Raw genomic sequence first — 18039 nt, 5'->3', positions numbered from 1 at the left:
TCACCGACCGCTTCGCCGCCGATACTCCGCGATTTCCTCGCCGCGTTGACGATCTTCGCAATTGAACGACACCTGATGCCGCTCGCAGAATGTCCGGACGCACGAAGAAGGCGACGCGGCGGATCGGTGCGATACGGCCGACGACACCCGCCAGGCAGATGATGGAGATTACATATCAAACACATCTATTTCTGGAGGAAACACGTATGCAAGCATTCAGCACCAGAAGCGCCATCCTGCCGATCGCCATCGCGGCGCTCGTCGCGGCCTGCGGCGGATCGGGCAGCGAACCGGGCACGGCTACACTAACGGCCGCGCGCCAGGACAGCAACGTCCGGGCGGCCCAGGCATCCACCTGGAACAGCGTGAAGTTCGGCGGCGGCGGCTATGTCACCGGCCTGATCTATCACCCGACTTCCCCGAACGTGCTGTACGCCCGCACCGACGTCGGCGGCGCCTATCGCTGGAACCAGGCCGCGTCGTCGTGGACGCCGATCACCGACGGCGTGGGTTTCGGCGCCGGCCAGGGCGACCACTGTATCGAAAGCATGGCCGTCGATACCAACAATGACCAGAAGCTCTACATGGTGGCTGGCTGCAGCGGCAAAGGCCGGCTGTACATCTCGAACGACCGCGGCACCAACTGGACCTCGGTCCCCGTGCCTTTCGTGGTGAAAGGGAACGATGCCGGCCGCGCCATCGGAGAGCGCCTGAAGGTCGACCCGAACAATTCGCAGTGGATGTTCTACGCCTCGCGCCAGGACGGCCTGTACGAAAGCTGGGACGGCGGGCAGAACTGGACCCAGAGGACGGGGCTGTCGAGCACCCATTTGACCTCCAGCGCGATCGGCGTCGAGCATCTCGTGTTCGAAGCGCCGACGACGGGCGGCACCACGGGGACCTGGATCGCGTACGCCGCGGTCGCACCGGACTACGCCAACGCGGCGGGCCTGACGTCGACCTTGTACGTCACCGGCGACGGCGGCGGTAGCTGGACGCCGGTCGCGGTGCCGTCTGCCGTGGCCGGGTACCACATCCCGCACATGGTGCGCTCCGCCGACGGCTATTACTACGTCGTGTTCAACAAGGACGCCGGCCCGGGTGCCGGCGGTACGAGCTACCTGTACAAGTTCGGCGGCAACAGTCATGGCGGCACGTGGACCCTGCTCAACACCACCGCCAACACCTGGGGCGGTTACGGCGGCGTCTCGGTCCACGGCACCGGCGCGAACACCCGCATCGCGCTGAGCGTGAGCGGCACCTGGGGCGATTGGGCCGGCCAGCACATGATGAAGCTGTCCGACGACAATGGCGCCACCTGGCGCGAAATCGTGTCGCAGAAGCCGCATACGCCAGCGGGCAACGAGTACTGGGGCTGGCTCGACGACGTCGAGATCGATCCGAACAACCGCGACCGCATCATGTACGTGTTCGGCGGCGGCATCTGGGAAACCACCAACGCCTCCGCGGCGACGCCATCCTGGACCATGAAGGTGAACAACCTCGAGGAAACCGTCACCATGGCGATCGTCACGCCGCCGGCCGGCGCGTCGTACAAGCTGATCAACAGCGCGGGCGACGTCGGCACCTGGGTCCAGACCGACCTCGCGACGAAGGCGACCAGGGGCCCGGCGACGGGTTGGAGCAACGGCAACTCAGCTGACATGGCCTGGTCCGATTCCCAGTACATTGCCGTCGCCGGCGCCGACCACAGCGGCGGATTCGGCTTCTCGTCCGGTGACGGCGGCAGCACGTGGACAAAGTTCGCCAGCTTGCCGGCCGGCGCGGCAACGAATACGTCCAATGCGTCGAACATCGCCGTCACCGCACGCAACAAGGCGGTGTTCGCGCCGGCCGATTCGGTGCCTTCCTACACCACCGATAACGGCGCGCACTGGACCGCGACCAACCTGCCCGCACTGGCGCCGGTCAGCGGCTTCCCGCGCAGCTACAAACTGGCGGCGGACCGCAAGAACCCGAACAAGGTCTACGCCTACGATTCGGGCGGCGCATGGTGGGGAACGCCAGGCAAGGTCTACGTCTCGACCGACGGCGGCCACACCTTCACGCTGAGCCAGGGCTCGGTGAACGCGAACCTGCGCGCCAATCCCTTCGGCGTGACCACCATGACGGTGAACCCGAACGCCGAGGGCGACATCTGGCTGGCGGACGGCAATACCGTGTACCACTCGACCGATTCCGGCGCTACCTGGACCAAGATCAACAACTTCGCATCGATCTGGGGCACCCACGATACCTGGTCGTACCCGGATGTGCAGGGCGCCAGCTTTGTAACGCTCGGCAAGGCCGCCGTCGGTGCGCCGTACTCGGCGGCGGTGTACGTGGTCGGGGTGATCAATGGCCAGTGGGGGGTGTGGCAGTCCGACAATGCCGGCAGCACCTGGACCCGCTTTAACGACGATAACCATCAGTTCGGCGGCATCGGCGCGATCGCGGGCGACTGGAACACCTACGGCAGGCTGTATATCGCCGGCGGTGCCCGCGGTATCCAGTACGCCAACTAAGACCTGACGGTCCGCAGGGGGCGGCCGCGGCCGCCCCGTTCCAGACGCCTCCGTTGCTTGTTTATGAAATCGTTTTCATATAATCTTGTTGGCAATCAACATAAACATTCAACGGAGATAAAGTTGACCAACCCATCCCGCCGCAACGCCTTCAAGACCCTGCTGGCCGGCGCCGGCGCCGCATCGCTCCCCATCGCCCTGCCTGCCCAGGCGGCTTCGAAGACCGCCTGCGCGTCGCCCTTCCCCGGCTGGGGCCGCGGCATCGAAGGCCAGCGCAAGGCCGACCGCGGCGACGGCACCTACGTCAACCCCATCATCGCGGGCGACCACCCGGATCCGACGATCCTCAAGGACGGCAAGGACTATTACATGACCTTCTCGTCCTTCTTCTCGTACCCGGGCATCGTGATCTGGCATTCGACGGACCTCGTGAACTGGGCGCCCGTCGGCCCGGCTCTGAAAAAGCCGCTGGGCACGATCTGGGCGCTCGACCTGTGCAAGCACGACGGCCGCTACTTCATCTACATCCCGGCCGCGCCCGACGGCAATGCGTGGTCGATCTACGCCATCTGGGCCGACCGCATCGAGGGGCCGTGGAGCGACCCGGTCGACCTGAAAATCTCGGGCTGCATCGACCCGGGCCACGTCGTGGGCGAGGACGGCAAGCGCTACCTGTTCGTCAACGGCATCCGCCGCATCCGCCTCACGGACGACGGCCTCGCGACCGACGGCGCCGTCGAACCGGCGTATCAACCGTGGGTCTATCCGGCAGACTGGATCACCGAGAACTTCGCGCCGGAAGGCCCGAAGCTGCTGCGCCATGGCGAATACTTCTACCTGATCACGGCGGTGGGCGGCACGGCCGGTCCGGTGACGGGCCACATGGTGATCGCGGCCCGCTCGAAGTCGATCGACGGGCCGTGGGAGCACTGCCCGCACAATCCGCTCGTGCGCACGACCGGTACCAATGAACCGTGGTGGTCGCGCGGGCACGCGTCGCTCGTCGAGGGACCGGGCGGCGACTGGTGGATGATCTACCACGGCTACGAGAACGGCTACCGCACCCTGGGCCGCCAGACGCTGCTCGAACCGATGGAATGGACGGCCGACGGCTGGTTCCGCGCGAAAGGCGGCGACCTCTCGAAGCCAATCAACAAGCCGCGCGGCGGCAAGGCGGGGCCGAACGGCTTCGCGCTGTCCGACGATTTTTCGAAGGACCGCTTCGGCGTCCAGTGGTCGTTCCACGACCCGGCGCCGGACGAGATGACGCGCGTGCGCTTCGCGAACGGCGGCCTGGAAATCCGGGGCAAGGGGTCGATGCCGGCCGACAGCACGCCGCTCACGTGCGGCGTCGGCGACCGGTCGTACGAGGCCGAGATCACGCTCGACCTGGTCGGCCCGGCCGAAGGCGGCCTGCTCCTGTACTACAACCCGAAGGCGTTCGTCGGCATCGGCTTCACCCCTGACACCATCAAGACGTACCAGTACGCCGAGGAGCAGCCGTGGGCGCGGCGGCCGCAAGCCGTGTCCAGCGTGCGCGTGCGCCTGACGAACGATGCGAACGTGGTGACCTTCCGCTACTCGTTCGACGGCGGCAGGACGTGGATCCTGCACGGCACGCGCATGGAGGTGTCGGGCATCCACCACAACGTGTTCGGCGGCTTCCTGAGCCTGAAAGTGGGTGTGTACGCGGCGGGCAAAGGGACCGTGCGCCTGCGTGATTTCCGCTACCACGCGCTGCCGTCGGGCTGACGCGACAAAAACGGTCCGGGCGCGCGCCACGGGTGTTCCGGAACTGCTAGCATGCGCGGAAATCGTAACCAAAAGTCCACATGCCAGCGAACCCGCCTAGCGCCCGTCGCGCCGACGGCGTCCCGGACGACGCCCAGCGCCGCTTCGACGACCTGCTCGCCCACCTGCCGGCCGGCGTCGTGATGCACGATGGCGCGGGCCGCGTGGTGGCGGCCAACCGCCAGGCGCTGGCGCTGCTCGGGCGCACCGAGTACGAAGCGCGGGAAGCGCCAGGCGGCGGCGACGCCTGGCATTTCGTGCGCGCGGACGGCTCGCAGATGCCGCCCTCCGAATATCCCGTGAACGCGGTGCTGCGCACGGGCGCCAAGGTGTCGGACCTCGTCGTCGGCGTGTCCCGGCCGGCCCACGGCGACGTGCGCTGGGCGATCTGCAACGCGTATCCGGAGCGCGACGAGCGTGGCGCCATCCACCGCGTCGTCGTCTGCTTCACGGACTGCACGGCCCTCAAGGACGCGGAACAATCGCTCCACAAGTCCGAGGAGCGCATGCGCCTCGCGCTGCAGGGGTCGACCGATGCGCCGTGGGACTGGGACCTCGTCACCGGCGAACTGTATTACTCGCCGCGCTGGTGGGAGATGCTCGGCTACGTGCCCGGCGAGCAGGCGGCCGATCCGGAGGCGTGGGTGCGCCTCACGCATCCCGAGGACCGCATCAGCGTGGTCGCCTTCCTCGACGAACTGCTGCCCGGCCCGCGCCAGGCCTACAGCATGGAATTCCGCCTGCGCCACCGCGACGGCCACTACGTCCCCGTGCTGAGCCGCGGCTACATCCTGCGCGACGGCGCGGGCAAGGCGCTGCGGCTGTCCGGCACCAACACGGACCTCACGGAGCGCAAGCAGGCCGAGCGCCGTATCCACGAACTGGCGTATTTCGACCAGTTGACGGGCCTGCCGAACCGGCGCTTCCTGCTCGAGGAACTGAGCCAGATCCTCGCGCGCAACAGCCGCGCGGGCCGCCACGGTGCCCTGCTGTTCCTCGACCTCGACAACTTCAAGCTCCTGAACGACACGATGGGCCACGACGTGGGCGACCTGCTGCTGCGCGAAGTGGCGCGCCGCCTGCGCCGCGCGCTGCGCGAAGGCGACCACCTGGCACGCCTGGGCGGCGACGAATTCGTGATCGTGCTGGAAAACCTGGGCGCCACGCCGGCCGAGGCGACGGCGGAAGTCCAGGCCGTGGGCCGCAAGGTGCTGGAGGTGCTGGGCGAGCCGTTCGAGCTGGCCGGGCGCCAGTGTGCCAGCAGCCCGAGCATCGGCGCCACCCTGTTCGACGGCCACCCCACCGACATCGACGCGCTGCTGCGCCAGGCCGACCTCGCGATGTACCGTGCCAAGGACGAAGGCCGCAACACGCTGCGCTTCTTCGACCCCGGCATGCAGGCGGCCGTCGACCGCCAGGCCGCGCTGTCGGCCGCGCTGCGCACGGGCCTCGCGCGGCGCCAGTTCGTGCTGTACTTCCAGCCGCAGTTCGGCCACGACGGCAGCCTCGTCGGCGCGGAGGCGCTCGTGCGCTGGAAACGGGGCACGGATGAACTGGTGGGTCCCGGCGAATTCATCGGCGCGGCCGAATCGGGCGGCCTGATCTCCGCGCTCGGGATGGACGTGCTGGAACAGGGCTGCCACGCGCTCGCGCGCTGGGCCCGGGCGCCGCATCTCGCCACGTTGAAGCTCGCGGTGAACGTCAGCGTGCACCAGTTGCGCGACCCGGATTTCCCGCACGCCGTCGCCACGCTGCTGGCCGCGACGGGCGCGCGGGCCGACCGCCTCACGCTGGAACTGACGGAGAGCGTGTTCGCGCGCAACCCGGACGACCTGGTCGACCGCATGCTGCAGCTGCGCGGGCTCGGCGTGCACTTCGCCCTGGACGATTTCGGCACTGGCTATTCGTCGCTGGCCTACCTGGCCCGCTTTCCGCTGGCGGCGCTGAAGATCGACCGCTCGTTCGTGCAGGACGTCGACCACGACCCGAACGCGTCGTCGATCGTCGAAGCGATCATCGCGCTGGCGAGAAAACTGCACCTGGCGACGATCGCCGAAGGCGTCGAACTGGATGCGCAGCACGCGTTCCTGGCCGCGCACGGCTGCGACGTGATGCAGGGCTACCTGCTGGGCCGCCCAGTGGCCATGGACGAATTCGAGCGGCGCTACGGCCGCGCGCAGGCTCAGGCCGCGAGCGGCAGCTCGACGTAGAACGTGGTGCCGATACCTTCCACGCTGTCGAACCGGATGGTCCCGCCCATGGCTTCGACGATCGTCTTGCAGATCGACAGGCCGAGGCCCGTGCCGCCCTGCCGGCGCGAATCGGCGCCGTCGGCCTGGGCGAAGCGCTGGAACACGCGCTCGCGGAACGCTTCCGGAATGCCGGCGCCTTCGTCGGCCACGGCGAGGCGCACGTGCTCCGCGCCCGCTTCGACCTGCGTGCGCACGGTCGATCCGGGCTCGGAAAACTTGATCGCGTTCGACAGCAGGTTCGTGAGCACCTGGGCCAGGCGGTCGCGGTCGACGTCCACGCGCGCGCTTTCCGCGCCGGGCGCCGCCACGCACGAGAGCTCGATGCCGGACTGCGTGGCGAAGCTCTGCATCGCGGCAACGGCATGCTCCGCCAGCGGCAGCACCGGCTGCACTTCCTTCTCGAACGCCATGCTGCCGGCGTCCATCTTCTGGATGTCCAGCACGTCGCCGACCAGGCGCACGAGGCGTCCCGAGCTCGCATTGGCGACGTCGACGAGGCCTTTCGCATCGGGCGGGAGCTCGCCCGCCATGCCGTCGGCCAGCAGCGCCAGCGACGCCGACATCGCCGTCAGCGGCGTGCGCAGTTCGTGCGACACGGTCGACACGAATTCGTCCTTCATCCGTTCGATTTCCTTGCGCGCCGAGATGTCGTGCATGAACGCGGAAAAGAAGATGCCGTCGCCCGTGCCGGCCAGGCCGACGGTCATCTCGACCGGGATCTCGCGGCCATCGCGCGCCAGCAGGATGCGTTCGACGCGCTGGCCCAGCGTATCCAGCTGGCCCGTCTCGAGGAAGTGGCGCAGCAGCTCGCGCGAATGGGCGCGGAACCGTTCCGGCATCACGAGTTCCGGGACGACGCGGCCCAGCGCCTCGTCGCGCGACCAGCCGAGCATCTTCTCGGCCGCCGAATTCCAGTCGCAGATGCGGCCGCGCATGTCGATGCCGACGAAGGCATCCTGCGCCGTCTCGATGATGGTGGCGATGCGCTGCTCGTTGGCGCGCACGCTGGCCAGCGCCTGTTCCAGCTCGCGCGTGCGCTCGTCGACGCGCGCTTCCAGCGTCGCGTTCAAGTCTTCCAGCGCGCGCCGGCGCCGCACGAGGTTCGCCACCAGGGCGTTCAGCGTGGTGGCCAGCGCGCGCACCTCCGTATAGCCGCCCCGCTGGATGTCGATGGGGGTCGTCTCGCCCGCGCGGATGCGCTGCGCGGCATCGGCCAGGTCGCCCAGCGGCCGCGTGATGCGGCGCGCCAGCCACATGCCGGCCAGCGAAAACGCGCCCGCCAGCACCACGCCGGCGGCCAGGCCGTATTCGCGCAGGCGGCGCACGGGGGCGAACGCGTCGTCGACGTTCTGGCGCACGAGCACGGTCCAGCCCAGGCCGGGATACTCGCCGTAGCCGTGCCCCAGCTGGTAGCCGACGAGGTACGAGCGGCCGTCCGGCCACGTCTCGACGACGTAGCCGCCGCGCCGCTGCGCACGGGCCGCCTTCAGGCTCGGCAGGGTCAGGCGCCGGCCCGTCACGTCGGCCGGTCCGAGCAGCACGTTGCCGTCCGCATCCACGATCAGGGCTTCGACCTGGCGCCGCGCCGTGATCCCGGCCATCACGGAACGCTCGACGTCGCGCGCCCATTGCCACGACAGGTGCGCGCCCAGCACGCCGCGCGTCACGCCCTCGTCGTCGACGTAGGGAAAGGCGACGTCGACGAAGCGCCAGGGCTCGTCCTGCCTGGGCAGGTAGCGCGCCAGGAGTACCGCCTCGTGCACGTCGCCCGCGTGGATGCCGCGCAGGGCATTGCGGAACCACGGGCGCTTGGACACGTCCGCGCCTTCCAGCAGGCCCTGGGCCGACACCTGCACCTTGCCATCCAGGCCGGCCAGGCCGATCCAGCTGTAGTAACCGAGGCTGTGCCGGATGCCGTCCAGCGTGGCGCGGCGGCGCTCCTGCGGCTGCTCTTCGGCCAGCACGCGGCGCCGGGCCAGCAGGCCCACCTCGCGGTAGCGTTCGAACATGCCGCGTTCCAGCTTGTCGGACGTCTGCATCGCCAGCTCGGCCAGGCCGTGGCCGATGCTCGATTGCACCTGTTCCGCCGACTTGCGTTCGATGATGGACGTCAGCACCAGCGTGAGGACGACGGACAGCAGCACGAAAGCGAGGGCGAGCCAGGCGCCGAGGGCGCGCGGGAGCAGGCGGCGGACGGATTTCAGGGGATTTGGCATGGCGAACTGGAGCCTAGCACAGCCAAGATTCCGTGCGGGAATTGTGTTGCACCACGTGAACACCCGCGACGCATTGTTGTATTTCCGACCAGCAGCACCCAGATCGGATGGAGAAGCGGAGGGGCCGCGAAGGGGCGAACTACACGGCCATGTCCGATTTCCGGTAAACTCGCCTGTTACGTAACCATTATTTACGCCATCGCCCAGGAAAAGCCATGCAAGACAATGCCACCGCGCCGTCCAACCTCGTCGACTACGTCACGTCGTGCTCCCTGCCGACGCCGTGGGCGCAGTTCACCCTGCATGCGTTCGTCGAGCATTCGACGGGCAAGGAGCATCTGGCGATGACGCTGGGCGACCTGTCCACGGGCGACGCCCCGCTGGCGCGCATCCACTCCGAATGCCTGACGGGCGACGTGATGTTCTCGCAGCGCTGCGACTGTGGCGCCCAGCTGGAATCCGCGCTGCGCCGCATCGCCGACGAAGGCCGCGGCATTTTGCTGTACCTGCGCCAGGAAGGCCGCGGCATCGGCCTCGTGAACAAGATCCGCGCCTACCGCCTGCAGGAAGCCGGTGCCGACACGGTCGAGGCGAACCTGCAGCTGGGCTTCCACGCCGACGCGCGCAACTATGAACTCGTGCTGCCGATGCTGGAGCAGTTCGGCATCGAGGCCGTGCGCCTGATGACGAACAACCCGCGCAAGATCGACGCCCTCGGCAAGCTGGGCATCAAGGTCGCCGAGCGCGTGCCGCTGCTCGTCAACCGCAACGTCTACAACGAGAATTACCTGAACACCAAGCAGGCCAAGCTTGGGCACATGATGACCTCGGTCTCCGAAGCGGTGCTCGACAGCGAGTCGTAACCCCCGCCGCGGGCGGTTCTGGCAAGATGGAGGCATGCGCCTCCCTTCCGCCGCCCTTGCTGTCCTCGTCTTCGGCGCCGCCGCTTCGCTTGCCGGCGCCGCGGGCAAGGCCGGCCAGCGCGTGAAACCGGCGCCCCAGCCGCCGCTCGTGATCCCGCCCGCGACGCCGCCCGCGACGACGCCGCCCGCGCCCGGCCCCGGCGAGACCGACGAAACGGCCGCGCTGCCCACGCCCTCCAGCGCCGCGCAAACCCTCTATTCCGCCGCCAGCGCCGACCTGCTGCAGATCCGCATGCTGCTCAGGAACGGCCGCAGCCAGTCCAGCGTCGGTTCCGGCTTCCTCGTCGGCACGGGCAACCTCGTACTGACCAATTACCACGTCGTGTCGCAGATGGCGCTCGACCCGGACGTCTACGTCGGCGAATACGTCGACACGGACGGCAAGAGCGGTCCCATCGAACTGCTCGCGGTGGACGTGCTGCACGACCTGGCCGTCGTGCGCGTGAACCGCAATGGCACGGGCTTTTTCCAGGTCGGAGAAAAACCCGTGAAACTCGTGCAGGGCCAGTACCTGTACTCGCTCGGCAATCCGCTCGACCTCGGCTTCGCCATCTCGGAAGGCTCGTACAACGGCATCGTCACACGCAGCTTCTACGAGCAGCTGATTTTCACGGGACCCATCAACTCCGGGATGAGCGGCGGGCCCAGCGTGACGGCGGCCGGCGTCGTGGCGGGCATCAACGTCTCGAAGCGGCTCGACGGCGAACTGGTCAGCTTCCTCGTGCCCGTCAAATACGCGCAGGAGCTGCTGCGGCAGGCCGCCACGCAATCCCACCCTCCAAAGAATTTCAATCCGCTGATCGGGCAGCAGCTGCTGGCGCACCAGCGCGCGCTGATCGACCGCCTGCTGGCCGAGCCGTTGTCGATGCGCACGATGGGGCCGTACCAGGTGCCCGTGCGCGAATCGCAGCAGTTGCGCTGCTGGGGCCGCTCGAACTTCCGCGCCGAAGCCGAGTACACGGCCGACTCCGTCAGCTGCGCGATGGAAGCGGCGATCTACGTGTCGGACACGCAGCAGACGGGCCACGTGTCGATGACGCACCAGGTGCTCCGTTCGAGTTCCCTGCACCCGCTGCAGTTCGCCGCGCTGGCAAGCAGCCGCTTTCGCGTCGACAGCATCGGCACCGGCCGCGACACGCGCCTCACGCGGCCCGCCTGCGCCGAGATGTTCGTGCACACGGCGACCCTGCCCGTGCGCGCGGTGACGTGCGTGCGCGCCTACCGCAAGTTCGCCGGGCTGTACAACTTCACGTTGCTGGCCGCCAGCACGGACGATCCGCACGCCAGCCTGCAGAGCCGGCTCGACCTGGCGGGCGTCTCGTACGAGAACGGCATGCGCGCGACCCGCGCCTTCCTGTCGGCCCTTGGACGGAGCCGCAGATGACTGGCCCGTGGTTCGTCGAGCTGCTGGCCAGGAACGGCGACGTGCTGCACCGCCAGCGCGTCGACGGCCTGCCGATCCGCATCGGGCGCGGCTACGACAACGACGTGATCCTCGACGACGACTACGCGGCCGCCGCCCACGCCATCGTCGAGCAGGATGCATCCGGCCGGCTGCTGCTGCACGACCTGGGTACCCGCAACGGCATCGTCATCCAGGGCAAGCGGCGGCAGGACGCCGAGCTGACCGGCGACACGGTCGTCCGCATCGGCCACACGGCGCTGCGCGTGCGCGCGGCCGACTTCCCCGTCGTGCCGGAACGCCTCGACCGCACATTCCACGGCTGGGAAGGCGTACTGCCCGCCGCCGCGGGCCTGGCGCTCGCGGGCAGCGTGGCCCTGCTGGCGCGCTGGCTCAGCGACACGGAATATTTCCAGCTGGCGCGCTATGCGGAGGCGCTCGCGAGCGGGCTCGCGGCCGCGCTGCTGTGGGGCGGCATCTGGGCGTGCGCCAACCGGCTGTTCGCGCGCCACGCGCGCTTGGGCCGGCACGTGTTCGTGTTCGGCTGCGGCGCCGCGGCCCTCGCCGGCTATGCGCTGCTGGGCAGCACGCTCGGCTACGCCTTTTCCGCCGAAGGGTTCACGCATTACGCCTCGCACGTCGCGACGGTGCTGCTGGCCGGGATGATTTATTTTCACTTGTGCACGATCCGTCCCCGCAATCGCACCCGTTACCGCTGGGTCTGCGCCGGCTTGGCCGTGCTATGCTCCGGGCTGATTCTGGCTAGCAATGTGCAGCGCACGGGCCGTGTATCGGACGAGTTGTACATGTCCGTGCTGATGCCGCCGGCCATCCGCGTGAGCCCCGACCATGGCGTGGACGAGTTCATGCGCGACGTGGAAGCGATGAAGGCCCCGCTCGACCGCAGCCGCGGGCGCAAGCCGGGCGATGACGAGATCAACGATTGACGGCGCCGCGTTGTCGCAATTGGGCGGCCCCGTTCGTCGTATGAACGAGGGACGCAGCCCGCGTCCCGTCCAACAGGAGAACGACGATGTCCAGACTGACTGTCCGATGCTTTGCCATATCCCTCGACGGCTACGGGGCCGGCCCGAACCAGAGCCTGCAGAATCCGCTGGGCGAACGCGGCGAGACGCTGCACCAATGGTTCCGCGTCACCCGCACGTTCCAGCGCATGCTGGGCGATGAATCCAGGGGAACCGATGGTCCGGACGAGACGTTCGCCGCGCGCGGCTTCGAGAATGTCGGCGCGTGGATCCTGGGCCGCAACATGTTCGGCCCCGTGCGCGGTCCGTGGCCGGACGACGAGTGGAAGGGCTGGTGGGGCGACGAGCCGCCCTACCATGTGCCCGTGTTCGTGCTCACGCACCACGCCCGCCCCCCGCTCGAGATGAAGGGCGGCACGACCTTTTACTTCGTCACGGACGGCATCGAGGCCGCCCTCGCCCGCGCAAAAGAGGCCGCGGGCGGCAAGGACGTGCGCCTGGGCGGCGGCGTATCGACCATCCGGCAATACCTGCAGGCGGGTCTCGTGGACGAGATGCACCTGGCCATCTCGCCCGTGCTGCTGGGGGCCGGCGAAGCGCTGCTCGCCGGCATCGACCTGCCCGCGCTCGGGTTCAAGGTCGCCGAGCACGTGGCGACCGAGGCGGCTACGCATGTGGTATTGCGCAGAGACTGAATTCCGGCAACACTCGAACGTCGCCCCCGCGGAGGCGGGGCCCACTAGCACGCGTGGTCATGATGCACGCAGAGCTTGGGTTCCCGCCTGCGCGGGAACGACGGGGCAAACGTTACGACAGCGGGATCGTCAGCCGCGCGATCTCGACCGAGCCGCCCTCGTCGAAGATCGGACAGCGCTCGCCGATCTCGACGGCGTCGTTGAAATCCGCCGCCTCGACGACCGAATAGCCGCACAGCGAACTGGCGGATTCCTTCGGCCCGAGCAGGCGGCGCGGCACGTCGACGGCGCTGTGCGTGAGGCTGCCGCGGTCGAGGACGCGCGAGCCCATGCCGTCGAACCACGCGGCGCAGCGCGACAAATCGTGGCGCGTATCCGCATCGGCGCCCGGTTTGCCGTGGTACACGAACAGGAAACGTTCCATGGCCTTCTCCTGGAGTTGGTTTGATCGGCTCGACGTTAGCAGAAGCGCGGCGGCCGCGACGCACCCGTGCCTACCTCCGTGCCTTTTGACAATCACCCGAGGATGGCCGATCATCGCCGCATGACCTTCCTGCGCCGCAACGTCGTCTTCGTATCCGCGTGGATCCTGTTCTGGATCCTGATGATGCTCGTCGCCGTGCAGGACTTCATGCGCAACGAACACAGCCACGCGATCTGGAAACCGCTTCTGTGGGAAGGGTCGTCCGCGCTCGTCGTGACCCTGCTCGCCCTCGTGCAGCTGCGCTGGTCGCACGCGGACGATCACCTGCTCGGCACGCCCTGGCGCTGGTTCGCGCGGCAGGCGCGCTGGCTGTCGATGTACTGGATCGCCTTCGTCCCCCTCGCGTTCGGCCTGCGCCATGGCGTGTATGCGCTCGTCGGCGAAACCTACCGGCACGATCCGGTGCCGCAGCTGTTCCTGTACGAATCGATGAAGATCACGATCTTCTTCGGCCTGTTCATGGCGATCCGCTTCGGCGTGCAATCCTACCGCGCGCTGCTCGACGCGCGGCTGCGCGCGGAACGCTCGAACACCCTGCTGCGCCAGGCGCAATTGCAGCGGCTGGGCCAGCAGATGCAGCCGCATTTCCTGTTCAACGCATTGAACACCGTGTCCGCACTGATCTGGACGGACCCGGCCCGCGCCGACGCGACGCTCACCCAACTGGCCGACGTGCTGCGCGAAACGCTGGCCCTGGGCGACCGCCACGCGGCGCCGCTCGCGACCGAGCTGCGCCTCGCGCGCGGGTACGCGGACGTGATGGCCGAGCGCTTCGCCGACCGCGTCGCCATCGCGTGGCAGGTCGACGACGCGCTGCTCGACCGCGAAGTGCCCGTGATGAGCCTGCAGCCGCTGCTGGAAAACGTGTTCAAGCACACGGTCGAGCGGCGCCGCGGGCAGACGCACATCGCCGTCTCCGTCTGCCGCGAGGGCGACGAGCTCGTGCTGGGCGTCGAGGACGATGCCGGCAAGCTGGCCGCGACGGAACGCCCCGGCGGCATCGGCCTGTCCAACCTGCGCGCGCGCATCCAGGCTTTATATGGCGATGCGGGCCGGCTCGACATCACGGCGCGGCCGCAGGGGGGCGTGCGTGCCGAGATGAGGTTGCCTTGCTGAGGTTCGTATGCGTCTGCTGATCGTCGACGACGAGCGCCCCGCGCGCGTAAAACTGCGCCACCTGCTCGCGCAGCAGGACGGCATCACGGCCGTCGAGGAAGCGGCCGACGGCATCGATGCGCTGGAGCGGATTGCAAGTTTTCGCCCGGACGCGCTGCTGCTCGACATCGAAATGCCCGAGCTGTCCGGCATCGAACTGGCGGCATCCCTGCCGGAACCGGCGCCGCTCGTCGTGTTCGTGACGGCGTACGAACGCTACGCGTGCCAGGCGTTCGACTGCGACGCCATCGATTACCTGCTGAAGCCCTACGACGGCGACCGCCTCGCACGCGCGCTGGCGCGCTTGCGCCGGAAGCAGGCGGCCGGCGTCGACGGCCAGCCGGCCGCGCTGCCGCCCGCGCCGCTGGAGCAATTGCTTGTGAGTGAACGCGGCGTCACGCGTGTCGTGCGCGTCGCGGACATCCAGTGGATCGAGACGGCCGACAACTACGTCGTGCTGCACACGGCCGTGGGCAGCCCGCTGTTGCGCCAGACGCTGGCCGGCCTCGTCGACCGGCTCGGTGCCGGCTTTATTCGCTGTCACCGGCGCGCCGCCGTGCAAGTGGGCTGGATCGAACAGGTGGTCACCCTGGACAAGGGCGACGGCGAATTGCTGCTGCGCGGCGGCGCGCGGGTGCCGTGCAGCCGCCAGTACCGCGCCGACGTGATGGCGCGGTTGAATCCGGCTTGAATCAGGCCTCCAGCGCGGCCAGCAGTGTCGAACCGACGGGCACGCCCCAGCCCGTGCACGCATCCCAGCCCGCCCCGGCCGCATAACCGCCGTTGTCGCCGCTCGTGATGTCGCGCAGCGCGCCGCTGCCCGCCAGCGGGCCGTACAGCAGCGGATTGAGCCATCCCACGTGCTGCGGCAGCTTCTGGTTCAGCAGCGCGACGAGCCCCGCATACAGCGGCGACACGGCGCTCGTGCCGCCGATCGTGGTCGTCAGGAAGTCGACCCGCACCCGGTAGCCCGTCGCCGGGGACGCATTGCCGGCCACGTCCGGCACGCCGCGTCCGACGCGTCCGCCCGGGTTGATCGACGCCGGCACGCGCGCATCCGCCTGCCAGGACGGCAGCGCGAACTTGTCGCTGACGCCGCCGCCTGTCGCGCTGGTGGAAGGGTCGTCATTCCACACGGTCTCGCTGGTGATGGTGTGGCCGCTGACCGTCAGGCGCGTGCCGCCGCAGCCCAGCACGTACGGGCTCGACGCGGGGAAGTCCGCATGCGCGAGGCCGTCCGGCGTGCCGTTCTGCGGGTTCTGGTCGTGCGCGCCGGCGTCGCCCGCCGCGCAGCACACCGTCACGCCCAGCGCGGCCGCGGCCTCGAACGCCTGGTCCATCGCGGCCAGGCCCTGGTCCGTCCATTCCGATTCCGGCGCGCCCCAGCTGATCGAGATCACGGACGGCTTGCGCACGTCGTCGTGGACGGCGGCCGCGATCGCATCGACGAAGCCCTGCTCGCTGTTCGGCGCGAAATACACGGCGATGTTGGCCTTCGGCGCGACGGCGCCCGCGACCTCGATGTCCAGCATGACCTCGGCATCGGCGCTCCACGGCAGCGACGGGCTGTTCTTGCCGCCGTCGACGGACACGGCCGTCACATGCGGTGCCGCCAGGCCGAGGCTCTTGAAATAGGCTTTCAGGTCGGCGCTGCGGTAGCCGCCGCCCAGTTCGATGATGGCGATGCACTGGCCGCTGCCGTCCAGGCCGGTCGGAAAGTCGTACACCTTCGCCATGTCGATGCCCGTGAAGCCGGATGCAGCCTGCGCGTCGGACGGCGCGGCGCCCGGTGACATCGAGGCCAGCATCGCGGCCTGCTCGGATTCTTTGGAGAACTTGAAATGGGGCCGTGCGATGGGGACGTCGTCGATGCCGAACACGCCTTCGACGATGCCGTCCAGCTCGGGCGGCACGTGCACGGGCGCGGTGCGGCGGCGCGAGATCCCGGCCGCGTGCTCGACCCGCTCGATTGCCGTGCCGAACGCGGCGGTCACCTGGCCCGCCGTGCCGGACAGGACGATGCTGCGCGCGGCCGGCCGGCGTTCGACGACGACGAGCCCGGCGCGCTGCGCGAACGCGGCGACGGCGTCGAGGTCGGCATCGCTGGCGCCATGCTGCGCGGCGAATTCGGCGCGCGTGAGATAGCGCCGCTGCCCCGGTTTCGCGTCGAGCGAATGGGGTGCGAGCGGCGCGCGGCGGCGCACGAAGACGGTGACGTCGATGCGTTCGTCGTCCGGCGCCGGCCCGAGGGACCGCATGTCGGCACTGGTTGCGGGCACGCTGCCCTGGAGTTTGACCATGATTCACCTCGCTGGAAGATGGCCCGGCCGGTCCGGGCACCATCTGCCAGTGTGCGCGTCGGGGCGAGTTGATTATTGATTAGCGCCAATTGTGGGCGAGCCCGTGCATTCGTATTAAAATAAGAACGCGACTGTGAGCGCTAACATTCATAACAAAGGAGACGTGATGATCGACAGGAATCGGCGAGGTCTGGTCCTTGCCGCCGGCGGCGCGCTGGCGGCGGGCGCGGTGGGTGACATGGCATGGGCGGCCCCGCCCGATCGCAAGCTCGGCTATGCGATCGTCGGGCTGGGCTCCTATGGCCTGGGCATCATCATCCCGCAATTCAAGAACTGCAAGAACAGCAAGCTCGTCGCGCTGGTCAGCGGCGATGCCGCCAAGGCGAAGCGCGTGGCGCAGGAATACGGCGTCCCGGAAAAGAACCTCTACAACTACCAGAACTACGACGAGATCCGCAACAACCCGGACATCGACATCGTCTACGTCTGCCTGCCCGTCTCGATGCATGCCGAGTACACGATCCGCGCTGCCAAGGCCGGCAAGCACGTGCTGTGCGAAAAGCCGATGGCCGTGTCGTCGGCCGAATGCGAAGCGATGATCGCCGCGTGCCGCCAGGCGGGCAAGAAGCTGATGATCGGCTACCGCTGCCACTTCGAACCGTACAACCTGGAAGCGCGCCGCATCGCGCGCGCCGGCGAGATCGGCAAGCTGCGCTATTTCCGCTCGGAACACGGCTTCAACTTCCGCGATCCGAATGCATGGCGCCTGAAAAAGGCGCTGGCGGGCGGCGGCTCGATGATGGACATCGGCATCTACGCCCTCAACGCGGCGCGCTACATGACGGGCGAGGAACCGACCGCCGTCTATGCCCAGGAAACGACGGACCGCAAGGACCCGCGCTTCCGCGAGGTCGAGGACATGATCGGCTTCCAGCTGGAGTTCCCGTCCGGCGTGATCGGCTCATGCCAGTCGATGTACAGCGCCAACCAGAACCACATCCTGCTGGTGGGAGATAAAGGCCGCATCGAGATGGAACCGGCGACCGGCTACCAGGGCAACCGGATGTGGGTCGGCGGCAATGGCCGCGACAAGGAAGTCACGCCGCCGCCGGGTCCCGGCGCCACGCAATGGGCTGGCCAGCTGGACCACATGGCGCAATGCGTGCTGCAGAACCGCGAGCCGATCGTCGGAGGCGAGGAAGGCTTGCGCGACCTGCGCATCATCGAGGCGATCTACCAGTCGGCGCGCGAGCAGAAGCGCATCGTGCTGAAGGCCTGAAGCCATCACGTGCGCGTGCGACTGCACGCGC

Annotated in this window: 13 protein-coding genes; 10 read left to right on the top strand and 3 right to left on the bottom strand. The window is 68.5% G+C overall.

Annotation, left to right across the window (positions count from 1 at the left end):
* Positions 1 to 206: 206 nt before the first annotated feature.
* The 3 genes from ACEN9G_RS22440 to ACEN9G_RS22430 all read left to right on the top strand — a co-directional run bounded on the left by ACEN9G_RS22440 (position 207) and on the right by ACEN9G_RS22430 (position 6526).
* A complete protein-coding gene (locus ACEN9G_RS22440) occupies positions 207 to 2525 on the top strand; it encodes a dockerin (RefSeq protein WP_413340375.1) in 2319 nt (772 codons plus the stop codon).
* A gap of 123 nt (positions 2526 to 2648) precedes the next feature.
* Entirely contained in the window at positions 2649 to 4277 is a 1629-nt protein-coding gene (locus ACEN9G_RS22435; RefSeq protein ID WP_413340373.1) for a family 43 glycosylhydrolase, read from the top strand.
* Between the two features lie 80 nt (positions 4278 to 4357).
* Positions 4358 to 6526, top strand: coding sequence for an EAL domain-containing protein (locus tag ACEN9G_RS22430; RefSeq protein WP_483126988.1), 2169 nt, complete (start codon positions 4358 to 4360; stop codon positions 6524 to 6526).
* On the opposite strand, the gene ACEN9G_RS22425 is transcribed toward ACEN9G_RS22430, so the two are convergent.
* Entirely contained in the window at positions 6499 to 8784 is a 2286-nt protein-coding gene (locus ACEN9G_RS22425; protein ID WP_483126987.1) for an ATP-binding protein, read from the bottom strand. The genes ACEN9G_RS22430 and ACEN9G_RS22425 overlap by 28 nt on opposite strands.
* Before the next feature lie 215 nt (positions 8785 to 8999).
* Between ACEN9G_RS22425 and ribA the strand changes: the two genes are divergently transcribed.
* The 4 genes from ribA (at position 9000) to ACEN9G_RS22405 (ending at position 12790) form a co-directional block, all read left to right on the top strand.
* Positions 9000 to 9647 (top strand): GTP cyclohydrolase II, encoded by a 648-nt coding sequence (gene ribA, locus ACEN9G_RS22420; RefSeq protein ID WP_413345711.1) that lies wholly within the window; start codon positions 9000 to 9002, stop codon positions 9645 to 9647.
* 34 nt (positions 9648 to 9681) lie between these two features.
* On the top strand, positions 9682 to 11091 hold the full coding sequence (locus ACEN9G_RS22415) for a S1 family peptidase (protein WP_483126986.1): 1410 nt from the start codon (positions 9682 to 9684) through the stop codon (positions 11089 to 11091).
* Positions 11088 to 12056: an FHA domain-containing protein gene (locus tag ACEN9G_RS22410; protein ID WP_483126985.1), complete on the top strand. Its 969-nt coding sequence runs from the start codon at positions 11088 to 11090 to the stop codon at positions 12054 to 12056. The genes ACEN9G_RS22415 and ACEN9G_RS22410 overlap by 4 nt, the downstream gene beginning before the upstream one ends.
* A gap of 86 nt (positions 12057 to 12142) precedes the next feature.
* Positions 12143 to 12790: a dihydrofolate reductase family protein gene (locus tag ACEN9G_RS22405; RefSeq protein WP_413344820.1), complete on the top strand. Its 648-nt coding sequence runs from the start codon at positions 12143 to 12145 to the stop codon at positions 12788 to 12790.
* A gap of 112 nt (positions 12791 to 12902) precedes the next feature.
* On the opposite strand, the gene ACEN9G_RS22400 is transcribed toward ACEN9G_RS22405, so the two are convergent.
* Positions 12903 to 13214, bottom strand: a complete 312-nt coding sequence (locus ACEN9G_RS22400) for a YciI family protein (protein WP_413344822.1) — start codon at positions 13212 to 13214, stop codon at positions 12903 to 12905.
* A 120-nt stretch (positions 13215 to 13334) separates the two neighbouring features.
* On the opposite strand from ACEN9G_RS22400, the gene ACEN9G_RS22395 reads away from it, so the two are divergent.
* Entirely contained in the window at positions 13335 to 14390 is a 1056-nt protein-coding gene (locus tag ACEN9G_RS22395; protein ID WP_483126984.1) for a sensor histidine kinase, read from the top strand.
* Positions 14391 to 14397: 7 nt separating this feature from the next.
* Entirely contained in the window at positions 14398 to 15120 is a 723-nt protein-coding gene (locus ACEN9G_RS22390; RefSeq protein WP_483126983.1) for a LytR/AlgR family response regulator transcription factor, read from the top strand.
* A 1-nt stretch (position 15121) separates the two neighbouring features.
* On the opposite strand, the gene ACEN9G_RS22385 is transcribed toward ACEN9G_RS22390, so the two are convergent.
* Positions 15122 to 16729 (bottom strand): S53 family peptidase, encoded by a 1608-nt coding sequence (locus ACEN9G_RS22385; protein ID WP_483126982.1) that lies wholly within the window; start codon positions 16727 to 16729, stop codon positions 15122 to 15124.
* A 166-nt stretch (positions 16730 to 16895) separates the two neighbouring features.
* Between ACEN9G_RS22385 and ACEN9G_RS22380 the strand changes: the two genes are divergently transcribed.
* A complete protein-coding gene (locus ACEN9G_RS22380; protein ID WP_413337337.1) occupies positions 16896 to 18008 on the top strand; it encodes a Gfo/Idh/MocA family protein in 1113 nt (370 codons plus the stop codon).
* Positions 18009 to 18039: the final 31 nt, after the last annotated feature.

The organism is Massilia sp. Masssp94, from assembly GCF_059491305.1.
This window is presented reverse-complemented; position numbering and strand designations above follow the sequence as displayed.